This is a genomic window from Bacillus sp. NPDC093026, from assembly GCF_044754665.1.
GTDB lineage: Bacteria > Bacillota > Bacilli > Bacillales > Bacillaceae > Bacillus > Bacillus maqinnsis.
Window position 1 is genome coordinate 1 of sequence record NZ_JBIVPN010000008.1, and the last position, 16,867, is coordinate 16,867.

17 protein-coding genes, 2 tRNA genes, 1 rRNA gene and 3 pseudogenes are annotated in these 16,867 nt (G+C 38.8%); 17 read left to right on the forward strand and 6 right to left on the reverse strand.

The annotated features are described in order from the left end of the window. The 8 genes from rrf to tsaD all read left to right on the forward strand — a co-directional run. Nucleotides 1-90: ribosomal RNA gene (gene rrf / locus ACIQCE_RS14280) — 5S ribosomal RNA — on the forward strand; the annotation flags it as partial. A gap of 18 nt (nucleotides 91-108) precedes the next feature. Next, nucleotides 109-185 (forward strand) — tRNA-Met (locus ACIQCE_RS14285). 47 nt (nucleotides 186-232) lie between these two features. After that, nucleotides 233-309 (forward strand) — tRNA-Asp (locus ACIQCE_RS14290). 260 nt (nucleotides 310-569) lie between these two features. Continuing rightward, nucleotides 570-1,547 (forward strand): thiamine-phosphate kinase, encoded by a 978-nt coding sequence (gene thiL, locus ACIQCE_RS14295; RefSeq protein WP_400495579.1) that lies wholly within the window; start codon nucleotides 570-572, stop codon nucleotides 1,545-1,547. A gap of 10 nt (nucleotides 1,548-1,557) precedes the next feature. Next, complete coding sequence (gene tsaE, locus ACIQCE_RS14300; RefSeq protein ID WP_400495691.1) at nucleotides 1,558-2,037, forward strand: tRNA (adenosine(37)-N6)-threonylcarbamoyltransferase complex ATPase subunit type 1 TsaE; 480 nt, start codon at nucleotides 1,558-1,560, stop codon at nucleotides 2,035-2,037. Further along, nucleotides 2,018-2,707, forward strand: a complete 690-nt coding sequence (tsaB, locus tag ACIQCE_RS14305) for a tRNA (adenosine(37)-N6)-threonylcarbamoyltransferase complex dimerization subunit type 1 TsaB (protein ID WP_400495580.1) — start codon at nucleotides 2,018-2,020, stop codon at nucleotides 2,705-2,707. The genes tsaE and tsaB overlap by 20 nt, the downstream gene beginning before the upstream one ends. A gap of 25 nt (nucleotides 2,708-2,732) precedes the next feature. Continuing rightward, nucleotides 2,733-3,161: a ribosomal protein S18-alanine N-acetyltransferase gene (rimI, locus tag ACIQCE_RS14310; protein ID WP_400495692.1), complete on the forward strand. Its 429-nt coding sequence runs from the start codon at nucleotides 2,733-2,735 to the stop codon at nucleotides 3,159-3,161. Then, nucleotides 3,154-4,182: a tRNA (adenosine(37)-N6)-threonylcarbamoyltransferase complex transferase subunit TsaD gene (gene tsaD / locus ACIQCE_RS14315; protein ID WP_400495581.1), complete on the forward strand. Its 1,029-nt coding sequence runs from the start codon at nucleotides 3,154-3,156 to the stop codon at nucleotides 4,180-4,182. The genes rimI and tsaD overlap by 8 nt, the downstream gene beginning before the upstream one ends. Before the next feature lie 270 nt (nucleotides 4,183-4,452). On the opposite strand, the gene ACIQCE_RS14320 is transcribed toward tsaD, so the two are convergent. Further along, nucleotides 4,453-6,375: an ABC-F family ATP-binding cassette domain-containing protein gene (locus tag ACIQCE_RS14320; RefSeq protein ID WP_400495582.1), complete on the reverse strand. Its 1,923-nt coding sequence runs from the start codon at nucleotides 6,373-6,375 to the stop codon at nucleotides 4,453-4,455. 138 nt (nucleotides 6,376-6,513) lie between these two features. On the opposite strand from ACIQCE_RS14320, the gene moaC reads away from it, so the two are divergent. The 4 genes from moaC to tatC are packed head-to-tail and all read left to right on the forward strand — an operon-like array spanning nucleotide 6,514 to nucleotide 8,647. After that, on the forward strand, nucleotides 6,514-7,005 hold the full coding sequence (moaC, locus tag ACIQCE_RS14325; RefSeq protein WP_400495583.1) for a cyclic pyranopterin monophosphate synthase MoaC: 492 nt from the start codon (nucleotides 6,514-6,516) through the stop codon (nucleotides 7,003-7,005). 15 nt (nucleotides 7,006-7,020) lie between these two features. Then, nucleotides 7,021-7,674, forward strand: a complete 654-nt coding sequence (locus ACIQCE_RS14330; RefSeq protein ID WP_353853708.1) for a redox-sensing transcriptional repressor Rex — start codon at nucleotides 7,021-7,023, stop codon at nucleotides 7,672-7,674. A 27-nt stretch (nucleotides 7,675-7,701) separates the two neighbouring features. Then, nucleotides 7,702-7,881, forward strand: coding sequence for a twin-arginine translocase TatA/TatE family subunit (locus ACIQCE_RS14335; protein WP_353853707.1), 180 nt, complete (start codon nucleotides 7,702-7,704; stop codon nucleotides 7,879-7,881). Between the two features lie 7 nt (nucleotides 7,882-7,888). Beyond that, nucleotides 7,889-8,647 carry a twin-arginine translocase subunit TatC gene (gene tatC, locus ACIQCE_RS14340; protein WP_400495584.1) on the forward strand — a complete coding sequence of 253 codons (759 nt, stop codon included), beginning with the start codon at nucleotides 7,889-7,891 and terminating at the stop codon, nucleotides 8,645-8,647. A 342-nt stretch (nucleotides 8,648-8,989) separates the two neighbouring features. Here tatC and ACIQCE_RS14345 read toward each other — a convergent pair whose 3' ends face one another. Together ACIQCE_RS14345 and ACIQCE_RS14350 are read right to left on the reverse strand one after the other, a co-directional pair. Next, nucleotides 8,990-9,181, reverse strand: coding sequence for a YdiK family protein (locus ACIQCE_RS14345; RefSeq protein WP_353853705.1), 192 nt, complete (start codon nucleotides 9,179-9,181; stop codon nucleotides 8,990-8,992). Continuing rightward, the gene (locus tag ACIQCE_RS14350; RefSeq protein WP_400495585.1) at nucleotides 9,178-9,909 is read right to left on the reverse strand and encodes a CPBP family intramembrane glutamic endopeptidase; all 732 of its coding nucleotides are present in this window, start codon (nucleotides 9,907-9,909) and stop codon (nucleotides 9,178-9,180) included. Before ACIQCE_RS14350 ends, ACIQCE_RS14345 begins: the two co-directional genes overlap by 4 nt. Before the next feature lie 227 nt (nucleotides 9,910-10,136). Between ACIQCE_RS14350 and groES the strand changes: the two genes are divergently transcribed. Further along, complete coding sequence (gene groES / locus ACIQCE_RS14355) at nucleotides 10,137-10,421, forward strand: co-chaperone GroES (RefSeq protein WP_353853703.1); 285 nt, start codon at nucleotides 10,137-10,139, stop codon at nucleotides 10,419-10,421. 53 nt (nucleotides 10,422-10,474) lie between these two features. Continuing rightward, nucleotides 10,475-12,109, forward strand: coding sequence for a chaperonin GroEL (gene groL / locus ACIQCE_RS14360; RefSeq protein ID WP_400495586.1), 1,635 nt, complete (start codon nucleotides 10,475-10,477; stop codon nucleotides 12,107-12,109). Between the two features lie 83 nt (nucleotides 12,110-12,192). Here the strand turns inward: groL and ACIQCE_RS14365 are convergent. Then, nucleotides 12,193-12,385 (reverse strand): annotated as a pseudogene (locus ACIQCE_RS14365) (tyrosine-type recombinase/integrase); the annotation flags it as partial. Nucleotides 12,386-13,560: 1,175 nt separating this feature from the next. On the opposite strand from ACIQCE_RS14365, the pseudogene ACIQCE_RS14370 reads away from it, so the two are divergent. Together ACIQCE_RS14370 and ACIQCE_RS14375 are read left to right on the forward strand one after the other, a co-directional pair. Further along, nucleotides 13,561-14,750, forward strand: a pseudogene (locus tag ACIQCE_RS14370) (MFS transporter). Nucleotides 14,751-14,842: 92 nt separating this feature from the next. After that, nucleotides 14,843-15,216 (forward strand): annotated as a pseudogene (locus ACIQCE_RS14375) (peptidoglycan-binding domain-containing protein); the annotation flags it as partial. A 95-nt stretch (nucleotides 15,217-15,311) separates the two neighbouring features. Here the strand turns inward: ACIQCE_RS14375 and ACIQCE_RS14380 are convergent. Then, nucleotides 15,312-15,950 carry a hypothetical protein gene (locus tag ACIQCE_RS14380; protein WP_400495588.1) on the reverse strand — a complete coding sequence of 213 codons (639 nt, stop codon included), beginning with the start codon at nucleotides 15,948-15,950 and terminating at the stop codon, nucleotides 15,312-15,314. A 109-nt stretch (nucleotides 15,951-16,059) separates the two neighbouring features. Here ACIQCE_RS14380 and ACIQCE_RS14385 point away from each other — a divergent pair, with 109 nt between their 5' ends. Next, nucleotides 16,060-16,239 (forward strand): hypothetical protein, encoded by a 180-nt coding sequence (locus tag ACIQCE_RS14385; protein ID WP_400495589.1) that lies wholly within the window; start codon nucleotides 16,060-16,062, stop codon nucleotides 16,237-16,239. Between the two features lie 252 nt (nucleotides 16,240-16,491). Here ACIQCE_RS14385 and ACIQCE_RS14390 read toward each other — a convergent pair whose 3' ends face one another. Next, nucleotides 16,492-16,809 (reverse strand): hypothetical protein, encoded by a 318-nt coding sequence (locus ACIQCE_RS14390; RefSeq protein ID WP_400495590.1) that lies wholly within the window; start codon nucleotides 16,807-16,809, stop codon nucleotides 16,492-16,494. Nucleotides 16,810-16,867: the final 58 nt, after the last annotated feature.

Below are 16,867 nucleotides of genomic sequence, written 5' to 3' on the forward strand. Positions count from 1 at the left end.
ACCCGTTCCCATACCGAACACGGAAGTTAAGCTCTTCAGCGCCGATGGTAGTTGGGGGTCTCCCCCTGTGAGAGTAGGACGCCGCCAAGCTTGTCATTTTTATATCATCGCGGGGTGGAGCAGTTCGGTAGCTCGTCGGGCTCATAACCCGAAGGTCGCAGGTTCAAATCCTGCCCCCGCAACCAAATTATTCATATCTATATAGGAAGTACTTGTAGAGTACAACCAAATTGGTCCGGTAGTTCAGTTGGTTAGAATGCCTGCCTGTCACGCAGGAGGTCGCGGGTTCGAGTCCCGTCCGGACCGCCATTTTCATTACATGTAAACGAAAACGTACAGTTTCGTTTTTTTTATGTTTTCTTCTTTCATACAGTATCCATACGCTATGAAATATTTCGTGCTTGGTTCAATGAAGAGATAAATGACGATTAAACAGCCTGGTATCAGAAAACCAGGCTTTCTTTATATTATTTTTAGTTGGAACTGAAGTTCATATTCGCTAAACTAATACTAACTGTGTCGACAACATGTCTACTCAATAGATAGATTGTATGAAGGGGCTGTGCTGTATGGATGAATTTGATCTCATTCGCCGGATTACACCAAAGGGAACACATCAGCGTTCTTTGATTATGGGAATTGGTGATGATGCCAGTATTTATCAACCTCATTCACATTGTGAAGAGGTCGTCTGTGTTGATACAATGGTGGAGCATGTTCATTTTCGCTTTGATTTCTCTACAGCTTATGAAGTAGGGTTTAAAGCTCTGGCAGTCAATGTAAGTGACATTGCGGCGATGGGTGGAACACCAAAGTACTATCTTGTTTCGATTGCTATTCCGCCTTATTGTGATGAAGAGATGGTCACTTCGCTTTATCAAGGAATGAGAGATCTAGCTGATACTTATCAAATGGATTTAATTGGTGGTGATACGGTATCTACACGAAGTGATTTGGTCATTACGGTGACTGTCATTGGTGAGATTCCAAAAGGAACCGCTTGTTATCGCCACAGTGCTCGGCCTGGAGATATCGTTTTTGTTACAGGGGAGTTAGGTTCATCAGCTGCGGGATTGGCTCTCTTGATGAACGAAGTAAGACCGTCAATTACGGTGGATACGGCTTTTTTTCTTCATCGTCATAAAATGCCACAGCCCCATATTGCTGCTGGACAAATATGTTCAAGCTTCCCTCGGGTGACCCTCAATGATGTAAGTGATGGATTAGCCAGTGAGCTCAATGAGATTGCTGAAGCCAGTCATGTGACAATTGAGATTGAGGCTGACTGTCTCCCTGTACACCATGATTTGCCGTTGCTATGCACGGATTGGCTTGATTGGGTGTTATTTGGTGGCGAGGACTTTGTTTTAACTGGCACGATTCCAGCGGATGACTGGGAAAGCTTTGAGCAACAATGTAAGGAAAAAGATATCCAGTTAACACGCATTGGACAAGTAAAGCAAGGTCAAACGGCAGAGGTCATTTTAAAAGATCATGATCAGCAAACAAAGTTAATGAAAAGTGGATATAATCATTTTAAGAAATGAGGTGACATAGATCGTGAAATTAACTTGGATAACCAAAGGGGCAGATGAGACAAAACGTATTGCCACTGCCTTGGCAAAACTTGTGATGCCAGGAGATGTTTTGACATTAGAAGGTGATCTTGGTGCAGGAAAAACGACCTTTTCAAAAGGGTTTGCTGAAGGCTTAGGCATTACACGTATTGTCAATAGTCCTACTTTTACTATTATTAAAGAATATACAGATGGCAGATTGCCACTTTATCATATGGATGTGTATCGCATGGAAGATGCCGAGGAAGACATTGGACTTGAAGAATATTTTGAGGGTGAGGGTGTATGCTTGGTTGAATGGGCACATCTGATTGAACCGCAATTGCCTTCAGCTTATTTGAAAATTGAAATGTTGAGGACGGAACGTGAAGAAGAACGCCATCTCACGTTTTATGCAAAAGGAGCTCGTTACGAAGCCCTTTGTAAGGAGATGAAAGAATATGACCATACTGGCCATTGATACGTCAAACCATACATTAGGAATTGCACTTGTTAGAGATGACACGGTCATTGGGGAAAGCATTACTTATTTAAAAAAGAACCATTCTGTTCGAGCGATGCCGACAGTTGAAGCTCTAATGAAAGCGTGCGGTGTGATGCCTAGCGATTTAAGCAAGATCGTTGTGGCAAAAGGGCCTGGTTCCTATACTGGCGTAAGAATAGGGGTAACAATTGCAAAAACACTTGCATGGACGTTGTCTATTCCGATATCCTCCATTTCTAGTTTAGAAACACTTGCGGCAAATGCTCGTTATTTTAATGGATGGATTTCGCCAATATTTGATGCAAGAAGGGGACAGGTTTATACTGGGCTATATATGTATGAAGAAGGTAAAATCAAGGAAGTCAAGCCTGACCAGAATGTGCTGTTAGTCGATTGGCTTCATGATTTGAAAAAGGCAGGAAAGCCTGTATTGTTCCTTGGTCATGATGTCCATCTACATCAAGAGACCATTCGTTCAATTTTAGGAAAAATAGCTGTTTTAGCAGAGAGTTCACTTCATAACCCAAGACCTTCGGTGCTTGCTATGTTAGGTGCAAATCGTCGTGCTGAAGAAGTACATCAGCTTGTACCTAACTATATTCGTTTGGCAGAAGCGGAAGTGAAATGGCTTGAAGGACAAAAATAATGTGAGAACAGTAGAGATTAGAAGAATGACGATAGAGGATATTCCAGAGGTGTATACGATTGAAGTGCATTCGTTTACGGCCCCTTGGAAGAAGGAATCTTTTGTATATGAAATTCTCCATAATCAATATAGCCATTATTTCCTCATTGAGGAAGAGAATCAGCCTGTCGGTTATTGCGGGGTATGGATTGTGCTTGATGATGCACAGATTACCAATATTGCAATTCTTCCTGAGCATAGAGGAAAAGGTTATGGAGAAGCATTGCTTCGGTATGTGATGGAATTTTGCAAAGAAAAAAAGACAAATCATCTTTCATTAGAAGTGAGGGTTTCGAATTCACCAGCACAATCTCTCTATGAAAAACTTGGATTCAGACCAATCTCTGTTCGAAAGAACTATTATACAGATAATGGTGAAGATGCATTAGTCATGTGGGTGAATGTAAATGAGTGAACAAAAAGATCTATTCATACTAGGTATAGAAACAAGTTGTGATGAAACAGCTGCGTCCATTGTGAAAAATGGCAAAGAAATTGTGGCAAATGTTGTGGCGTCCCAAATTGAAAGTCATAAACGATTTGGTGGCGTTGTACCAGAAATCGCTTCAAGGCATCATGTGGAACAAGTCACCATCGTATTAGAAGAAGTCATGGCTCAGGCCAAAATGAGCTTTCAGGATTTAGATGCAATTGCAGTGACAGAAGGACCAGGTTTAGTAGGTGCTCTTCTGATCGGTATAAATGCGGCAAAGGCATTAAGCTTTGCGCATCAAATTCCTCTCGTTGGTGTTCATCATATTGCTGGGCATATTTATGCGAATCATCTGGTAGGTGAATTCATGTTTCCATGTCTAGCCCTTGTTGTCTCTGGAGGTCATACTGAGCTTGTCTTGATGAAAGAGCACGGGTCTTTTGAGGTTATCGGAGAAACACTAGATGATGCGGCTGGAGAAGCTTATGACAAAGTGGCTCGTACGATGGATCTTCCATATCCGGGGGGGCCACATATTGATCGTTTAGCACATGAGGGAGAACCGAGCATCAAACTTCCTCGCGCATGGCTGGAAGAAGGATCGTATCATTTTAGCTTTAGTGGTTTAAAGTCAGCAGTCATCAACACATTACACAATGCATCCCAAAAGGGTGAGATCATTGCACCAGAAGATGTAGCGGCAAGTTTTCAAGAGAGTGTCATTGACGTACTTGTAGGGAAGACATTAAAGGCGGCTAAAGCATATGGAGTCAAACAGGTTGTTCTAGCTGGAGGAGTGGCTGCCAATAAAGGACTAAGAGAAGCCTTAACCTTAGCATTTGCAGATCAACCCAATGTGAATTTAACCATTCCGCCTTTGGCTCTTTGTACAGATAATGCTGCTATGATTGCTGCAGCTGGTACAATCGCTTTTGAAAAAGGAATACGAGGCGATATGGCGATGAACGGGCAGCCCGGATTACCGCTTGTATCATATGAATGAAACTCCTGTGAATATACAGGAGTTTTTTGTTGAGATAAAAGCTTTTTTTCATATGCAAATGCTATAATATATCCACAATTATTAGAAAAATTTATGTGAAAGTGAAGAGAATGTGTATAAATGTTATTGTTTTTGTGGATATGTGATTAAAACTCTGTGGATAAAGTGGATAAGTCCCAAGTATTGAAGAATAATCATCAACTTGTTGTGGATATAATTGTGGATAACAAAATATCAATAAAAGAAAAAAGAGCACCAATGAGGTACTCTTTAAGATTCTGATAGCTCTTCCCACTCGGTAAGGAGTGATTCAAGTTCATGATTGAGCGCATCATTTTCTGTTTGGATGGCTTGGACTTTCTCATGATCTTGGAAAATAGTAGGATCACATAATTGCTGCTCATTGTCACCGAGCTGGTTTTCTATGACGGCGATCCGCTCTTCCATTTCTTCAATTCTGCGCTGTTTTTGCCTTTCTTTCTTCTTCAATTCTTTTTCTTCCGCATAAGTAAGTTTTGTTGTTCCAACTGGTGCTGTTGTTTGCTTTTTGACAGATTCCTTTTTCTCGAGTGCATCAAGCGCTAATTGTTCGTTTTTCTTTTCAAGGTAATAGTCATAGTCGCCGAGGTATTCTTTCGTCTCATTTGGCGAAAGTTCGAGTACTTTTGTTGCCAGCCGATTGATAAAATAACGGTCATGCGATACAAATAAAATTGTTCCTGGATAATCAATGAGGGCATTTTCTAAAATTTCTTTACTATCTAAGTCTAGATGGTTGGTTGGTTCATCGAGAATCAGGAAATTGGCTTTTTGTAGCATCAGCTTAGCTAAGGCTAATCGGGCTTTTTCTCCACCGCTTAAAGCGTGAACAGGCTTTAAGACGTCATCACCAGAAAATAGGAAGTTCCCTAGACATGTACGGATATCTTTTTCATTCATATGTGGGTAATCATCCCAAAGCTCATTTAGCACTTTCTTTGTGGATGTCAGTTTGGCTTGTTCTTGATCATAGTAACCGATACTCACATGAGATCCGAAGTTGATTTCACCTTTTACAGGTTTTAATGTATTCGTTAAGGTTTTTAAGAGCGTCGATTTCCCGATGCCATTAGGACCAATCAGTGCCACACTTTCCTCGCGCTTAATTTGAAAAGAAAGGGAAGAAAGGAGAGGTGTCTTCTCATTATAACTAATTTCTAGGTCACACACTTTCAACACATCATTGCCACTTTGTCTCGTAATATCAAAATGGAAGTTTGCAGATTTTTCATCACCTAAAGGTTTATCTATACGATCCATTCGTTCCAACTGCTTACGTCTGCTTTGAGCTCGCTTTGTGGTGGAGGCTCTTGCAAGGTTGCGATCAACGAAATCTTGTAGCTTTGCGATTTCTTCCTGCTGCTTTTCATACAGCTTCAAGTCACGTTCTAGCTGTTCTGCTTTCAGTTCAAGATATTTACTGTAGTTACCAGCAAACTTTTTCATCGCAGTTCTTGATATTTCATAAACATGTTTCACAACTTTGTCTAAGAAATAGCGGTCATGGGAAACGATGAGAATTGCACCTGTATAATTTTGCAAATACTGCTCCAGCCATGATAAGGTATCAATATCTAAATGGTTTGTCGGTTCGTCCAATATTAATAGTTCTGGTTTCATTAATAAAAGCTTTCCAAGCGCGAGGCGCGTTTTCTGGCCACCGCTTAAGGATTGTACCGTTGTATCATCTTCAAACTGACTAAAGCCTAGTCCGTGAAGAATGGAGCGGACATCTGCTTCATATTGATACCCGCCTTTATCTTTAAACTCCTGCTGTAGTCTGTCATAGGTTTTCATGAGTGAGTTTAGTTCTGAACCTGTGGAAGAAGCCATTTTCTCTTCAATGGCTCTCATCTCTAGTTCCATTTCTTTTAAATGGTCAAAGACCGATAGTAATTCATCTTTTAGCGTACGTGTAGACGTCACGTCTGTATGCTGAGCTAAATATCCGATAGATAGGTCTTTAGATTTGATTATCTCACCTTGTTCATAAGACATTTGTCCGGCAATTATTTTCAAAAGGGTGGATTTTCCAGCACCGTTACGACCTACAATGGCAATTCGATCTCTTGCTTTGACTTCCAATTTTATATTTGTTAAAACGGTATCAGCTCCAAACGATTTCGATAGCTGATTCACTTGTAGAATCATCATGTAACTTCACCTCTGCTATAATATGTTTAGTGTAGCTTATCAGCAGAAAACCGGCAAATCTTACATTCGATCACTATAGTCAAATGAAAGACAGATAGGAAAAAATAGTGTATGATTTGAGTGAGGGAGCGTTGAAAGATGAGTCAATTTAGCCACTTTAACGAACAAGGAAGAGCGAAGATGGTTGACATTAGTGACAAAGCGTCTACAGTGAGAACTGCGGTTGCTACTTCAAGTGTTCGTATGATAAAAGAAGTTTTTCATAAAATAGAGCGTTGTGAAATTGGAAAAGGGGATGTGCTGTCTGTTGCTCAAGTAGCTGGGATTATGGCAGCAAAGCAAACATATAGCATCATTCCAATGTGTCATCCTCTTGCACTAAAGGGCGTGGATATCTCCTTTGATTGGGAGGAAGATGGAAATGCGCATATTCTCAACATTCATGTACAGGTCAAAACAAAAGGAAGTACGGGTGTGGAGATGGAAGCGCTCACTTCCGCTTCAGTATGTGCACTGACCGTTTACGACATGTGCAAAGCCATTGATAAGGGCATGATCATCGGACCTACCTATCTCGTCGAAAAGACAGGCGGGAAACATGGTGATTTTCACAGAGCATCTGATATTTAAGATGGAGGATCTTATATGAATATAGACCAGTCAAAAATTCCACAAGCGACAGCAAAACGTTTGCCGCTTTACTACCGTTTTTTAAAAAATCTGCATGCATCAGGAAAACAAAGGGTATCATCGGCAGAGCTTAGTGATGCAGTCAAAGTGGATTCTGCAACGATTCGCCGGGATTTTTCTTACTTTGGTGCACTTGGTAAAAAAGGGTATGGCTACAATGTCGATTACCTGCTGACGTTCTTTAGAAAAACCCTTGATCAAGATGAGATGACCAACGTGATGCTCATCGGTGTCGGGAATTTAGGAACAGCATTTTTACACTATAATTTCATCAAAAACAATAACACAAAAATTTCAATGGCTTTTGACGTCAATGAGAGTAAAATAGGAAGTGAGATAGGCGGCGTGCCTGTCTATGATTTGGATAAGCTTGAGGAGCATGTTCAAGAAGTAGGGGATATACCTGTTGCGATTTTAACAGTACCTGCTGTTGCAGCTCAATCCATTACAGATCGTTTGATTCCTTTAGGCATTAAAGGAATCCTTAACTTTACGCCGGCTCGATTGAATGTGCCGGAACACATTCGAATTCATCATATAGATTTGGCGGTTGAACTTCAGTCACTTGTGTATTTCTTAAAGCATTACTCTGTGTCGCAGGAAGACTAACGAAAAGGGGTAAAGGGGGTGGAGCAAATGGGTCCGATCGGTCCTGGGAGTTTGGTTCTAATTGCGATTGTTGCGCTCATTATTTTTGGGCCGAAAAAGCTTCCTGAATTAGGAAGAGCAGCTGGAGATACATTACGTGAATTCAAAAATGCCACAAAAGGCTTAACTGATGATCAGGAAGAAAAAAAGAAAAAAGAAGATCAGTAAGAATAGGATGAGCTTCATGAATGTTAAAAATATGCCGCTTATGGAGCATATTGTGGAACTGCGAAAGCGCTTAGTGATCATTGCTTTGTTTTTTGTCATCTTTATGGTGGCAGGCTTTTTCCTCGCAAAACCGGTGATTGTGTATTTACAAAATACCGATGAAGCCGCATCGCTGACACTTAATGCGTTTAAGCTCACTGATCCGCTATACGTGTTTATGCAGTTTGCATTCGTCATTGCATTGGTTTTGACGTGTCCTGTTATTTTATATCAGCTTTGGGCTTTTGTGAGTCCAGGCTTATATGAAAAAGAAAGAAAAGTGACGCTCGCATACATTCCGATTGCGCTGCTTTTATTTTTGGGCGGTGTGGCTTTCTCTTATTTTATTTTGTTTCCATTTGTCGTCGATTTTATGATGCAGATGTCAAATGATTTACATGTGGAGCAAGTGATTGGAATTCATGAGTATTTTACATTTCTGATGCAGTTGACACTTCCATTTGGTCTTTTGTTTCAGATGCCGGTTGTTTTAATGTTCCTCACAAGACTTGGCATCATGACACCGATGTTTTTATCGAAAATACGGAAGTATGCCTATTTTGTTCTCCTTGTCATTGCCGCACTGATTACACCGCCAGAGCTTGTTTCTCATCTTATGGTTACTTTGCCAATGCTTGTTTTATATGAAGTGAGTATTGTCATTTCAAGAGTGACCTATCGCAAAATGCAGCAAAAAGAGGAGAAAGAAAATGAACATGTTTCTTAAAAAAGCATCTTGATCCGGTCATGTGATCACGATGCTTTTTCGATTTAGAAAGAATTTGATCATCGGCTGATTGATGGGGGAACAACATTTCGCATCTTGGTTGTAACCACTTCAAAGCTTTCCACCCGAATCTTTTTGCATTGCCTTGTTAAAAGGTTGAATGCATCGTTTCATCCCCTCCGGTAAAGGCGAGCCAATTCATCTTGCTATCAGTGGGATTTCGAGTGGCAATACCAATGGGTTCATCTTGTTCACAAGAGATGTTTAATTTTTATGTGTTCTAAGGATTCATATGCTTCAAATTAAAAAACCATTTTCCAAGCAGCGGAAAATGGTTTTGCTTTATTTTTGTTGTTTTTTCAGTTTCACAGAGAAGGCAAACATTTTTAACGCGATATTGATATTATAAGCGGCAAACACCATTAGCAGTATGCTGTAGAATGACCACATATTTCCTGGGTTTTGAATGGCCATATAGGTGAAAGCCACACCAACGGCAAAATAAATGATGCCCCATACGATAGGGTTTATCATGAGAAAAAGCCTCCAATAATCATTTGCATTGTTTGAGATTGTTCTTCAATCATTTTTTTCATTGGCTCAACCTGCACAATGACGAGCGAGTTCATTAGCATATGAGCTCCAATCGGAACAATAATCCGTTTTGTTTTCGCATATAAGAATGCAAAGGTAAAGCCCATCGCTGAATAGAGCAAGATATGAGCAAAATCATTGTGCACAGCAGCGAAAATCACTGAACTGACGAGAGCACCGATGAAGAAATTCGTCTTTTCATAAATCACACCAAAAATGATTTTTCTAAAAATAATTTCCTCTAAAATGGGTCCGATCATTGCGATGATGATGACAAGCAGAGGAACTGCATCCATAATGGATAAAATGGCTTGTGTATTTTCTGACTCTCGGTCAATGCCAAAAGCATATTGTTCAATAAAACTTGCAACAAATTGCGCTAAGATGGAGAGAAAGAAACCTCCGATGATCCATGCAATGGCAGAGCCAATCGAAACGGGTGCTTCGTTACGAAGCGAAGTTTTTGGCAATGTCCGAAGAATGAGCAATATGATGATCAGTCCAATACAAAAGCTGATGATTGTCCACATCCCTGTCAATTGTGAGTACTGTTCTTGTGTCATAGGTGTTTGAATGAACCCTAACCATTTCATGACCAGTACATAAGGAAACACAGAGAAGAGCACCACTATATAAGTTAAGATGATGTACCAATATTGTTTTTTCAAGTAACGAAAACTCCTTTACTAAAAGAACTAGATTTATTGTAACACAAGTCTTCTTATTCGTTGAAAAGGAAAGAAGCCTTCATTCAAAAAGATCGTAAAAGCGTAAAATTTTTTAGAGGTTTTTACTTGAAATTGCTGACGACATTCTTTATTATAATAAATGTGTTAGCACTCGTTGTTGATGAGTGCTAAAAACTACATATGAAAAATTGAGGAGGTTGTTTCTTATGTTAAAGCCATTAGGCGATCGCGTAATCATTGAACTCGTTGAATCTGAGGAAAAAACCGCTAGTGGTATTGTTTTACCGGATTCTGCAAAAGAAAAACCACAAGAAGGTAAAATTGTTGCAGCAGGTTCAGGACGTGTACTTGAAAATGGAGAGCGCGTTGCGTTAGAAGTCAATACAGGCGACCGCATTATCTTCTCAAAATATGCAGGTACTGAAGTGAAATATGATGGAAAAGAATATTTAATCATTCGCGAAAGCGACATTTTAGCTGTTATTGGTTAATCATATAAAAAATCGAGATACATGTTTAAAAAGACTGAGGAGGTATCGTTATTATGGCAAAAGATATTAAGTTCAGTGAAGAAGCACGTCGTGCGATGTTACGTGGTGTTGATGCACTTGCAGATGCTGTGAAAGTAACTTTAGGACCTAAAGGCCGTAACGTGGTTCTTGAGAAAAAGTTTGGTTCACCACTGATCACAAATGACGGTGTAACCATTGCGAAAGAGATCGAATTAGATGATCCATTCGAAAACATGGGTGCAAAACTTGTAGCTGAAGTGGCAAGCAAGACAAACGACGTAGCGGGTGATGGTACAACAACTGCAACAGTTCTAGCTCAAGCGATGATTCGTGAAGGCTTGAAAAACGTGACAGCTGGTGCAAACCCTGTTGGTGTGCGTAAAGGAATCGAAGAAGCGGTGAAAGTTGCACTTGAAGGTCTACATGAAATTTCTAAACCAATCGAAGGCAAAGAATCCATTGCACAGGTTGCAGCAATTTCTGCAGCAGATGAAGAAGTAGGTAGTTTGATCGCTGAAGCAATGGAACGTGTAGGTAATGATGGTGTCATCACTATCGAAGAATCAAAAGGATTCACAACTGAGCTTGAAGTGGTTGAAGGTATGCAGTTCGACCGCGGATATGCTTCACCATATATGGTCACTGACTCTGATAAGATGGAAGCGGTTCTTGAAAATCCTTACATCTTAATCACAGACAAGAAGATCACAAACATTCAAGAAATCCTTCCTGTACTTGAACAAGTGGTACAACAAGGTAAACCATTATTGATTATTGCTGAGGATGTAGAAGGCGAAGCACTTGCAACACTTGTTGTGAACAAACTTCGTGGAACATTCAATGCAGTGGCAGTAAAAGCACCTGGATTCGGTGATCGTCGTAAAGCCATGCTTGAAGACATCTCTGTTCTAACTGGCGGAGAGTTAATCACAGAAGACCTAGGACTTGATCTAAAATCAACTGAAATTGGTCAACTTGGTCGTGCGTCTAAAGTCGTTGTAACAAAAGAGAACACAACAATCGTAGAAGGCTCAGGAGATTCTGCGAAAATTGCTGCTCGTGTGAACCAAATTCGTGCCCAAGTGGAAGAAACAACATCTGAATTTGATAAAGAAAAATTACAAGAACGTCTTGCAAAACTAGCTGGCGGCGTAGCTGTCATCAAAGTTGGTGCTGCAACTGAAACAGAACTAAAAGAGCGTAAACTACGCATCGAGGATGCATTAAACTCAACTCGTGCAGCAGTTGAAGAAGGCATCGTATCTGGTGGTGGTACAGCACTTGTGAATGTTTACAACAAAGTAGCTTCTATTAAAGCAGAAGGTGACGTTCAAACAGGTGTGAACATCGTTTTACGTTCACTTGAAGAGCCAATCCGTCAAATCGCTCACAACGCAGGTCTTGAAGGATCAGTGATCGTTGAGCGCTTGAAAAACGAAGAAATTGGCATTGGCTTCAACGCAGCTACAAACGAATGGGTAAACATGATCGAAAAAGGAATCGTTGACCCAACAAAAGTAACTCGCTCTGCACTTCAAAATGCAGCTTCTGTAGCAGCTATGCTTCTTACAACTGAAGCAGTCGTAGCTGACAAACCAGAAGAAGGCGGCTCAGGCGGCGGAATGCCGGATATGGGCGGCATGGGCGGTATGGGTGGAATGATGTAATAACGGATTTAAACCCTTGATTGATAAGGGTTTATCCGTAAATCACACTCATTTTGGTGCCGTTTTGATGCCACATAGAAAAATTAGAGGCTTTTCATTAGTTCTCCGAACTTTTGAGAAGCTTCTTTTTTTTCGGTCTTTTGTTATGTGTAAGTATATTTTTGTTGTTGTTTGATCTTCTGTATGTCCGAGTCTATCCATTATCCTTTGAAGATCCACACCGGCTTCAGCAATAAGTGAAGTATGGGTGTGTCTTAAAGAATGAGGAGAAGACTTCTAACACTCCTCATCTACCTCCTGCCAGAATATTGGGTCCAACAGGAAGTGTAGTTAATTATTTAGTTGTTAGCAAGTGGCTTTTTCTTTTTGTTTGTCCCGTAGGCATACATAAAAGGAGTGCCATTACCTACATTTTTAGTTTAACATAAACATAAGGGAAACTAATTCACCCACTCGCATGCCTGTATAGGATCGTGTTAAAAAACTATAAAATCCATTTCTAGACCATGTTTAGCACCCTGTATTTAAAAAAGGACCAGTTCATTTTTCTCCAAATATCTTGGAACTTCCGGTTTTTCCAATTCCTCAATCGTTTTCTGTTCTTTCTTAATAACTGCAAATTCCGTTGGATCCCTTTTAATAATTTCCATTTCAACAGCTTTTTTAAATATCATCCTACCAGTTCGATGAATCCCGTCTACAGTATTGTTAGCAAATTTTACTTTTAAGTCATCTAGAGCATTTTGATACTACTTAAGATTAATATCTCTGAGGTTTAAATGTGCAAAATAAGGTAATAATTTTTCAATCTCATGTTTTCTAACTCGAACAGTAAGTCTTTTTTACTCTCTCGGTTCAAAATTTACCTTGATAGGTAACATCAACCACCACACAATGAATTACTAAAATCAAACTGGTATGAAAATCTAGATTTCACTTACTATATTGAGGGAGTTTAGTGGAAGAGCGTTGTAAACTTGTGTACAACAATCGGGTCATTTTGTGGAATAAGTCTCATTGGTGAATTATGGATTCAACTAAAAACTATGTAAAAATTATTCAATCCTTATTCTAAAGTTTATTGAATTGTGGTAAATTATATCCAAATCTAAAAGCGATGAAGAGTAGAGTATATGTGCTTAAGCATGACAGAGAACTCCGTTAGCTGGGATGGAGGATGTAGAAGCACATGGAACCAAGCCTTGGAGCTGCACATAGGATATTGTCTTTATGAGATTGATGATGTGCCGGATTCTCCCGTTATAGAGATAGAGTATACCCTACATTATATATTCTGTAGAAGTACTCGAAAAGGTTTTTGTGGCGACACAAGAACAAACTGGGGTGGCACCACGAACTTCTAAATTCAGGAGTCTCGTCCTCAAGTCTAATGACATGGGGGTGGGATTCCTTTTTGATGTCTACAAATATTGAATTTAGGAGTGGGTTCGATGTTGAAAATTATTAAGTGGAAAAACCCTTTATTACTTTTATCCGGTATTGGCGTATCCAATTTAGGTGCCTGGATTTATTTAATTGCGCTTAACCTGATTGTTTTGGATATGACAGGATCACCCTTAGCAGTATCAGTTCTTTATATCCTTAAACCGATTGCCACTTTATGTACTAATTTTTGGTCGGGAAGTTTTATTGACAGGTTAAATAAAAGGAACTTAATGATTTTCTTAGACTTAATCAGAGCATTCTTTATATTTTTACTTCCGTTTATGGATTCACTGATTTTAATTTATATATGGGTTTTTATCATCAATATTGCAAGTTCAATTTTTGGGCCTACATCTATGGTGTATATAACGAAGCTTATACGTAAGACAGATCGACAAAGATTTAATGCGCTTAGAAATTTTATTCATTCAAGTGGCTTTATTCTGGGACCTTCAATTGCGGGGGTTCTATTTATCATAGGCTCTCCATATGTAGCCATTCAGCTTAATTCTTTAGCATTATGGATATCAGCGATAATAATCTTATTACTTCCCAATTTGGAAACAAAAGGAGAAACTGTTATTTCTGAAAAAGTGAGCATTGCAGTAATCAAAAATGATTGGAGAGAAATCCTAAGTTTTAGTAAATTAAACACGCATATTACATTGGTTTATATTCTCTTTATTGGAATTACAGTATTTATGACTGCGTTAGACTCTTTAGAAGCTGCATTTGCAACAAAAGTTCTTTTTTTATCTGAAAGTGCTTATCTGGAATAGGGATTATAATAGGCTCATTAACAAATGCCTTACTCGCTAATCGTCTGAAAGTTAATATCCTTATTGGTTTTGGTGCAATCTTTACACCATTTGGTTATTTAATCTTTGCATTCTCACAGAATTTTATTTGGGCATCTATAGGTTTTTTCACATTAACGTTTGCCTTATCATTTGCAAATACGGGATTTTTAACGTTTTATCAAAACAATGTACCAGTAGACATTATGGGGAGATTTTCAAGTGTTTTTGGGGTTTTAGAGGCATTGCTAATAATAATGTTTACGGGTATAGCAGGAGTTTTTTCTGAGTTATATGAGATTCGGTTTATATATATTATAGGTTCATTTGCTTTCATGGCCTTAGGATTTATTGTGAATTTGGTCATTTTGGATAAGTCGAAAAAAGTCTATTCTTAGCAAGAAAATAGTAGCGAAGAAAAGTCCCCTCACATCTAATATATTAATTATGTTATAAAAGTAACTTTCCAGAAAAGGGGGAAATATTGTGAAAATGCCCTCGTAAGTTGCTTGATCGTTGGGATAGTTTTAAAGCGGGTATTGCGACTGCTCATACAGGTAAGAAGGCAACTGCCAAACCTGTCAAAGCAACCCCAGTCAAAAATACGTCTATAAGGCGTACAACTTGCCGTCAGGCATCTTAAAAGTTTAACGAAAGGGGCAGGAGTAAAAGCCTTACAAGAAGCCCTAGCCGCTCTTTTCTTCTTCCCTGACAAAGGGGAAAAAAACAACAGCATTGACGGCTATTATGGACCGAAAAACAGCAAATGCGGTCAAACGGTTCCAGCTGATGTACGGACTGTCCGCCGACGGTATTTATGGGCCGAAGACGAAAGAAGAATTAGAAAAGTTATTCAGTTTGTAGAGAAAAACAATTTTCCTACTATATTTATTTTATAAAACTTCCTTTCCTTTTTTATGTTCAGAAATAGAAAACCCCCTAATTGGGGGTTTTTGAGCTTAATTTATTTTAGCTTTCAACACTCTATAATCGCCACTCCCGTACAAGCCAATAATAAGTCTTGTAGTGTATTGAAAAGGTGTGTATTTCAGGGCTGTAAATGTTCCCGTACTTCTTATCTCCCATACACTTTTATCAAGTTTATAAGGATTTGTCTCGTGTGATTTTCCATACAGGGGACCTGTTAAATAAACATCGTAACTATTTGATTTTATTTTTCCTTTTTCATACGTAAATGTACCGGAGATTTTATGTTGAAAACCGGTTCCTAGCAATCCATTATACTTAACATAACCAGAATAATTCTTTTTGCGTACAGCTTGAGTGTCGACTTTGTTTTTCTCTTGTTCACCAACACCTAACTCAATAGTATCCCCTTGAATATTTAACTTTTTATTGACTGAGGCATTCGTTACTCCTTTTTCTAATTGTTTATTCACATCTTTTATTGCTTCTTCAAGAGCCTTATTGGCAATGTCTACAGTAATCTTATTGTATGTTTGATTATCTAGGGTGGAAGTATGGCTTGATGAGGTTTTCGCATTGGCTGGGAGTGATAAAAAAACTAAGGACATCACAGTAATCGGAATCAAAACAGCCAAATAAAACAATTTTTTACCTAATGATACTAAACTCATATTGCCCATCTCCTCCAAACATGATAAAGTACACTATGATGATACCATTACATTTAATGGCTCTTATACTATATTATAAAATAAATGGAAATAATAGGGGGTATCCCGCTTGTCTGGAGTTATTTTTGGAATCGTATGCTTCTTTCTTGTGTTTTATTTCCTAAATTATATTGGTCAAAAGTTAATAGCCGTAAAATCACCAGTAAATCACAAAGTCATTGTTTCAATTTCTTTTGTAGAAGCTTTTGTTGCTCTTTTGATCGTTTATTATAAACCACCGTTCTTATAACAACCAATTAACTTTTAGAAGGCTTTTCGTTTCCGGAAAATTTAAAAAGGCTGTCGATTTTCTTGACAGCCTGAATAACAAATAAGCCTTCTTTATTTAAGAAGGCTTATTTGTTATTTGTTGTTTGTAGTGTTTTTTAATTGTGGTTTAACTATTAAAGGAATTCCTAAAGATTTTCCAGATAATTGACCTATTATTAAAGCTGATTCCTGCCCAAAGAACGATAGGGGCAACCATTGTAGTTACTTCGCCTTATTCTTTAGCATCTTGTTGTTCGTCATATGCTTTTTGAGCGTCTTGAGGAGTTAATGATTCTAGGTGGTTCTTCATTTCTAACGCAATGTCCTCTGGCCATCCAGCATTAATAACTTTGGATTCGTCAAACGAAAAGGACTTACTTTCTTCATTGTATGTAGCAGCATCAAAAATAGCCTGTGCAATTCTTTGTTGTTTTTGTGGATTCCATTGTTCTTTTGCGGATGCCTGACCAAAAGAAGATGTGATACCAAGTGTCAGAATAAGAGTTAATACAAGAGTAAGTTTTAAATTGAGCTTACGCAATATATACATTCTCTCCCTCTAAAAGTATTGTTTCATACCTATATTATAACAATAAATAGGTTTTATT

Excerpts from the sequence above, each read along its gene's own strand:
- ACIQCE_RS14330 (WP_353853708.1), top strand. The coding sequence starts at position 7,021 with ATGAATATAGACCAGTCAAAAATTCCACAAGCGACAGCAAAACGTTTG.
- tsaD (WP_400495581.1), top strand. The coding sequence starts at position 3,154 with ATGAGTGAACAAAAAGATCTATTCATACTAGGTATAGAAACAAGTTGT.
- rimI (WP_400495692.1), top strand. The coding sequence starts at position 2,733 with ATGACGATAGAGGATATTCCAGAGGTGTATACGATTGAAGTGCATTCG.
- ACIQCE_RS14320 (WP_400495582.1), bottom strand. The coding sequence starts at position 6,375 with ATGATGATTCTACAAGTGAATCAGCTATCGAAATCGTTTGGAGCTGAT.
- tatC (WP_400495584.1), top strand. The coding sequence starts at position 7,889 with ATGAGCTTCATGAATGTTAAAAATATGCCGCTTATGGAGCATATTGTG.
- groL (WP_400495586.1), top strand. The coding sequence starts at position 10,475 with ATGGCAAAAGATATTAAGTTCAGTGAAGAAGCACGTCGTGCGATGTTA.
- ACIQCE_RS14335 (WP_353853707.1), top strand. The coding sequence starts at position 7,702 with ATGGGTCCGATCGGTCCTGGGAGTTTGGTTCTAATTGCGATTGTTGCG.
- ACIQCE_RS14345 (WP_353853705.1), bottom strand. The coding sequence starts at position 9,181 with ATGATAAACCCTATCGTATGGGGCATCATTTATTTTGCCGTTGGTGTG.
- thiL (WP_400495579.1), top strand. The coding sequence starts at position 570 with ATGGATGAATTTGATCTCATTCGCCGGATTACACCAAAGGGAACACAT.
- tsaB (WP_400495580.1), top strand. The coding sequence starts at position 2,018 with ATGACCATACTGGCCATTGATACGTCAAACCATACATTAGGAATTGCA.
- groES (WP_353853703.1), top strand. The coding sequence starts at position 10,137 with ATGTTAAAGCCATTAGGCGATCGCGTAATCATTGAACTCGTTGAATCT.
- ACIQCE_RS14390 (WP_400495590.1), bottom strand. The coding sequence starts at position 16,809 with ATGTATATATTGCGTAAGCTCAATTTAAAACTTACTCTTGTATTAACT.
- ACIQCE_RS14380 (WP_400495588.1), bottom strand. The coding sequence starts at position 15,950 with ATGAGTTTAGTATCATTAGGTAAAAAATTGTTTTATTTGGCTGTTTTG.
- moaC (WP_400495583.1), top strand. The coding sequence starts at position 6,514 with ATGAGTCAATTTAGCCACTTTAACGAACAAGGAAGAGCGAAGATGGTT.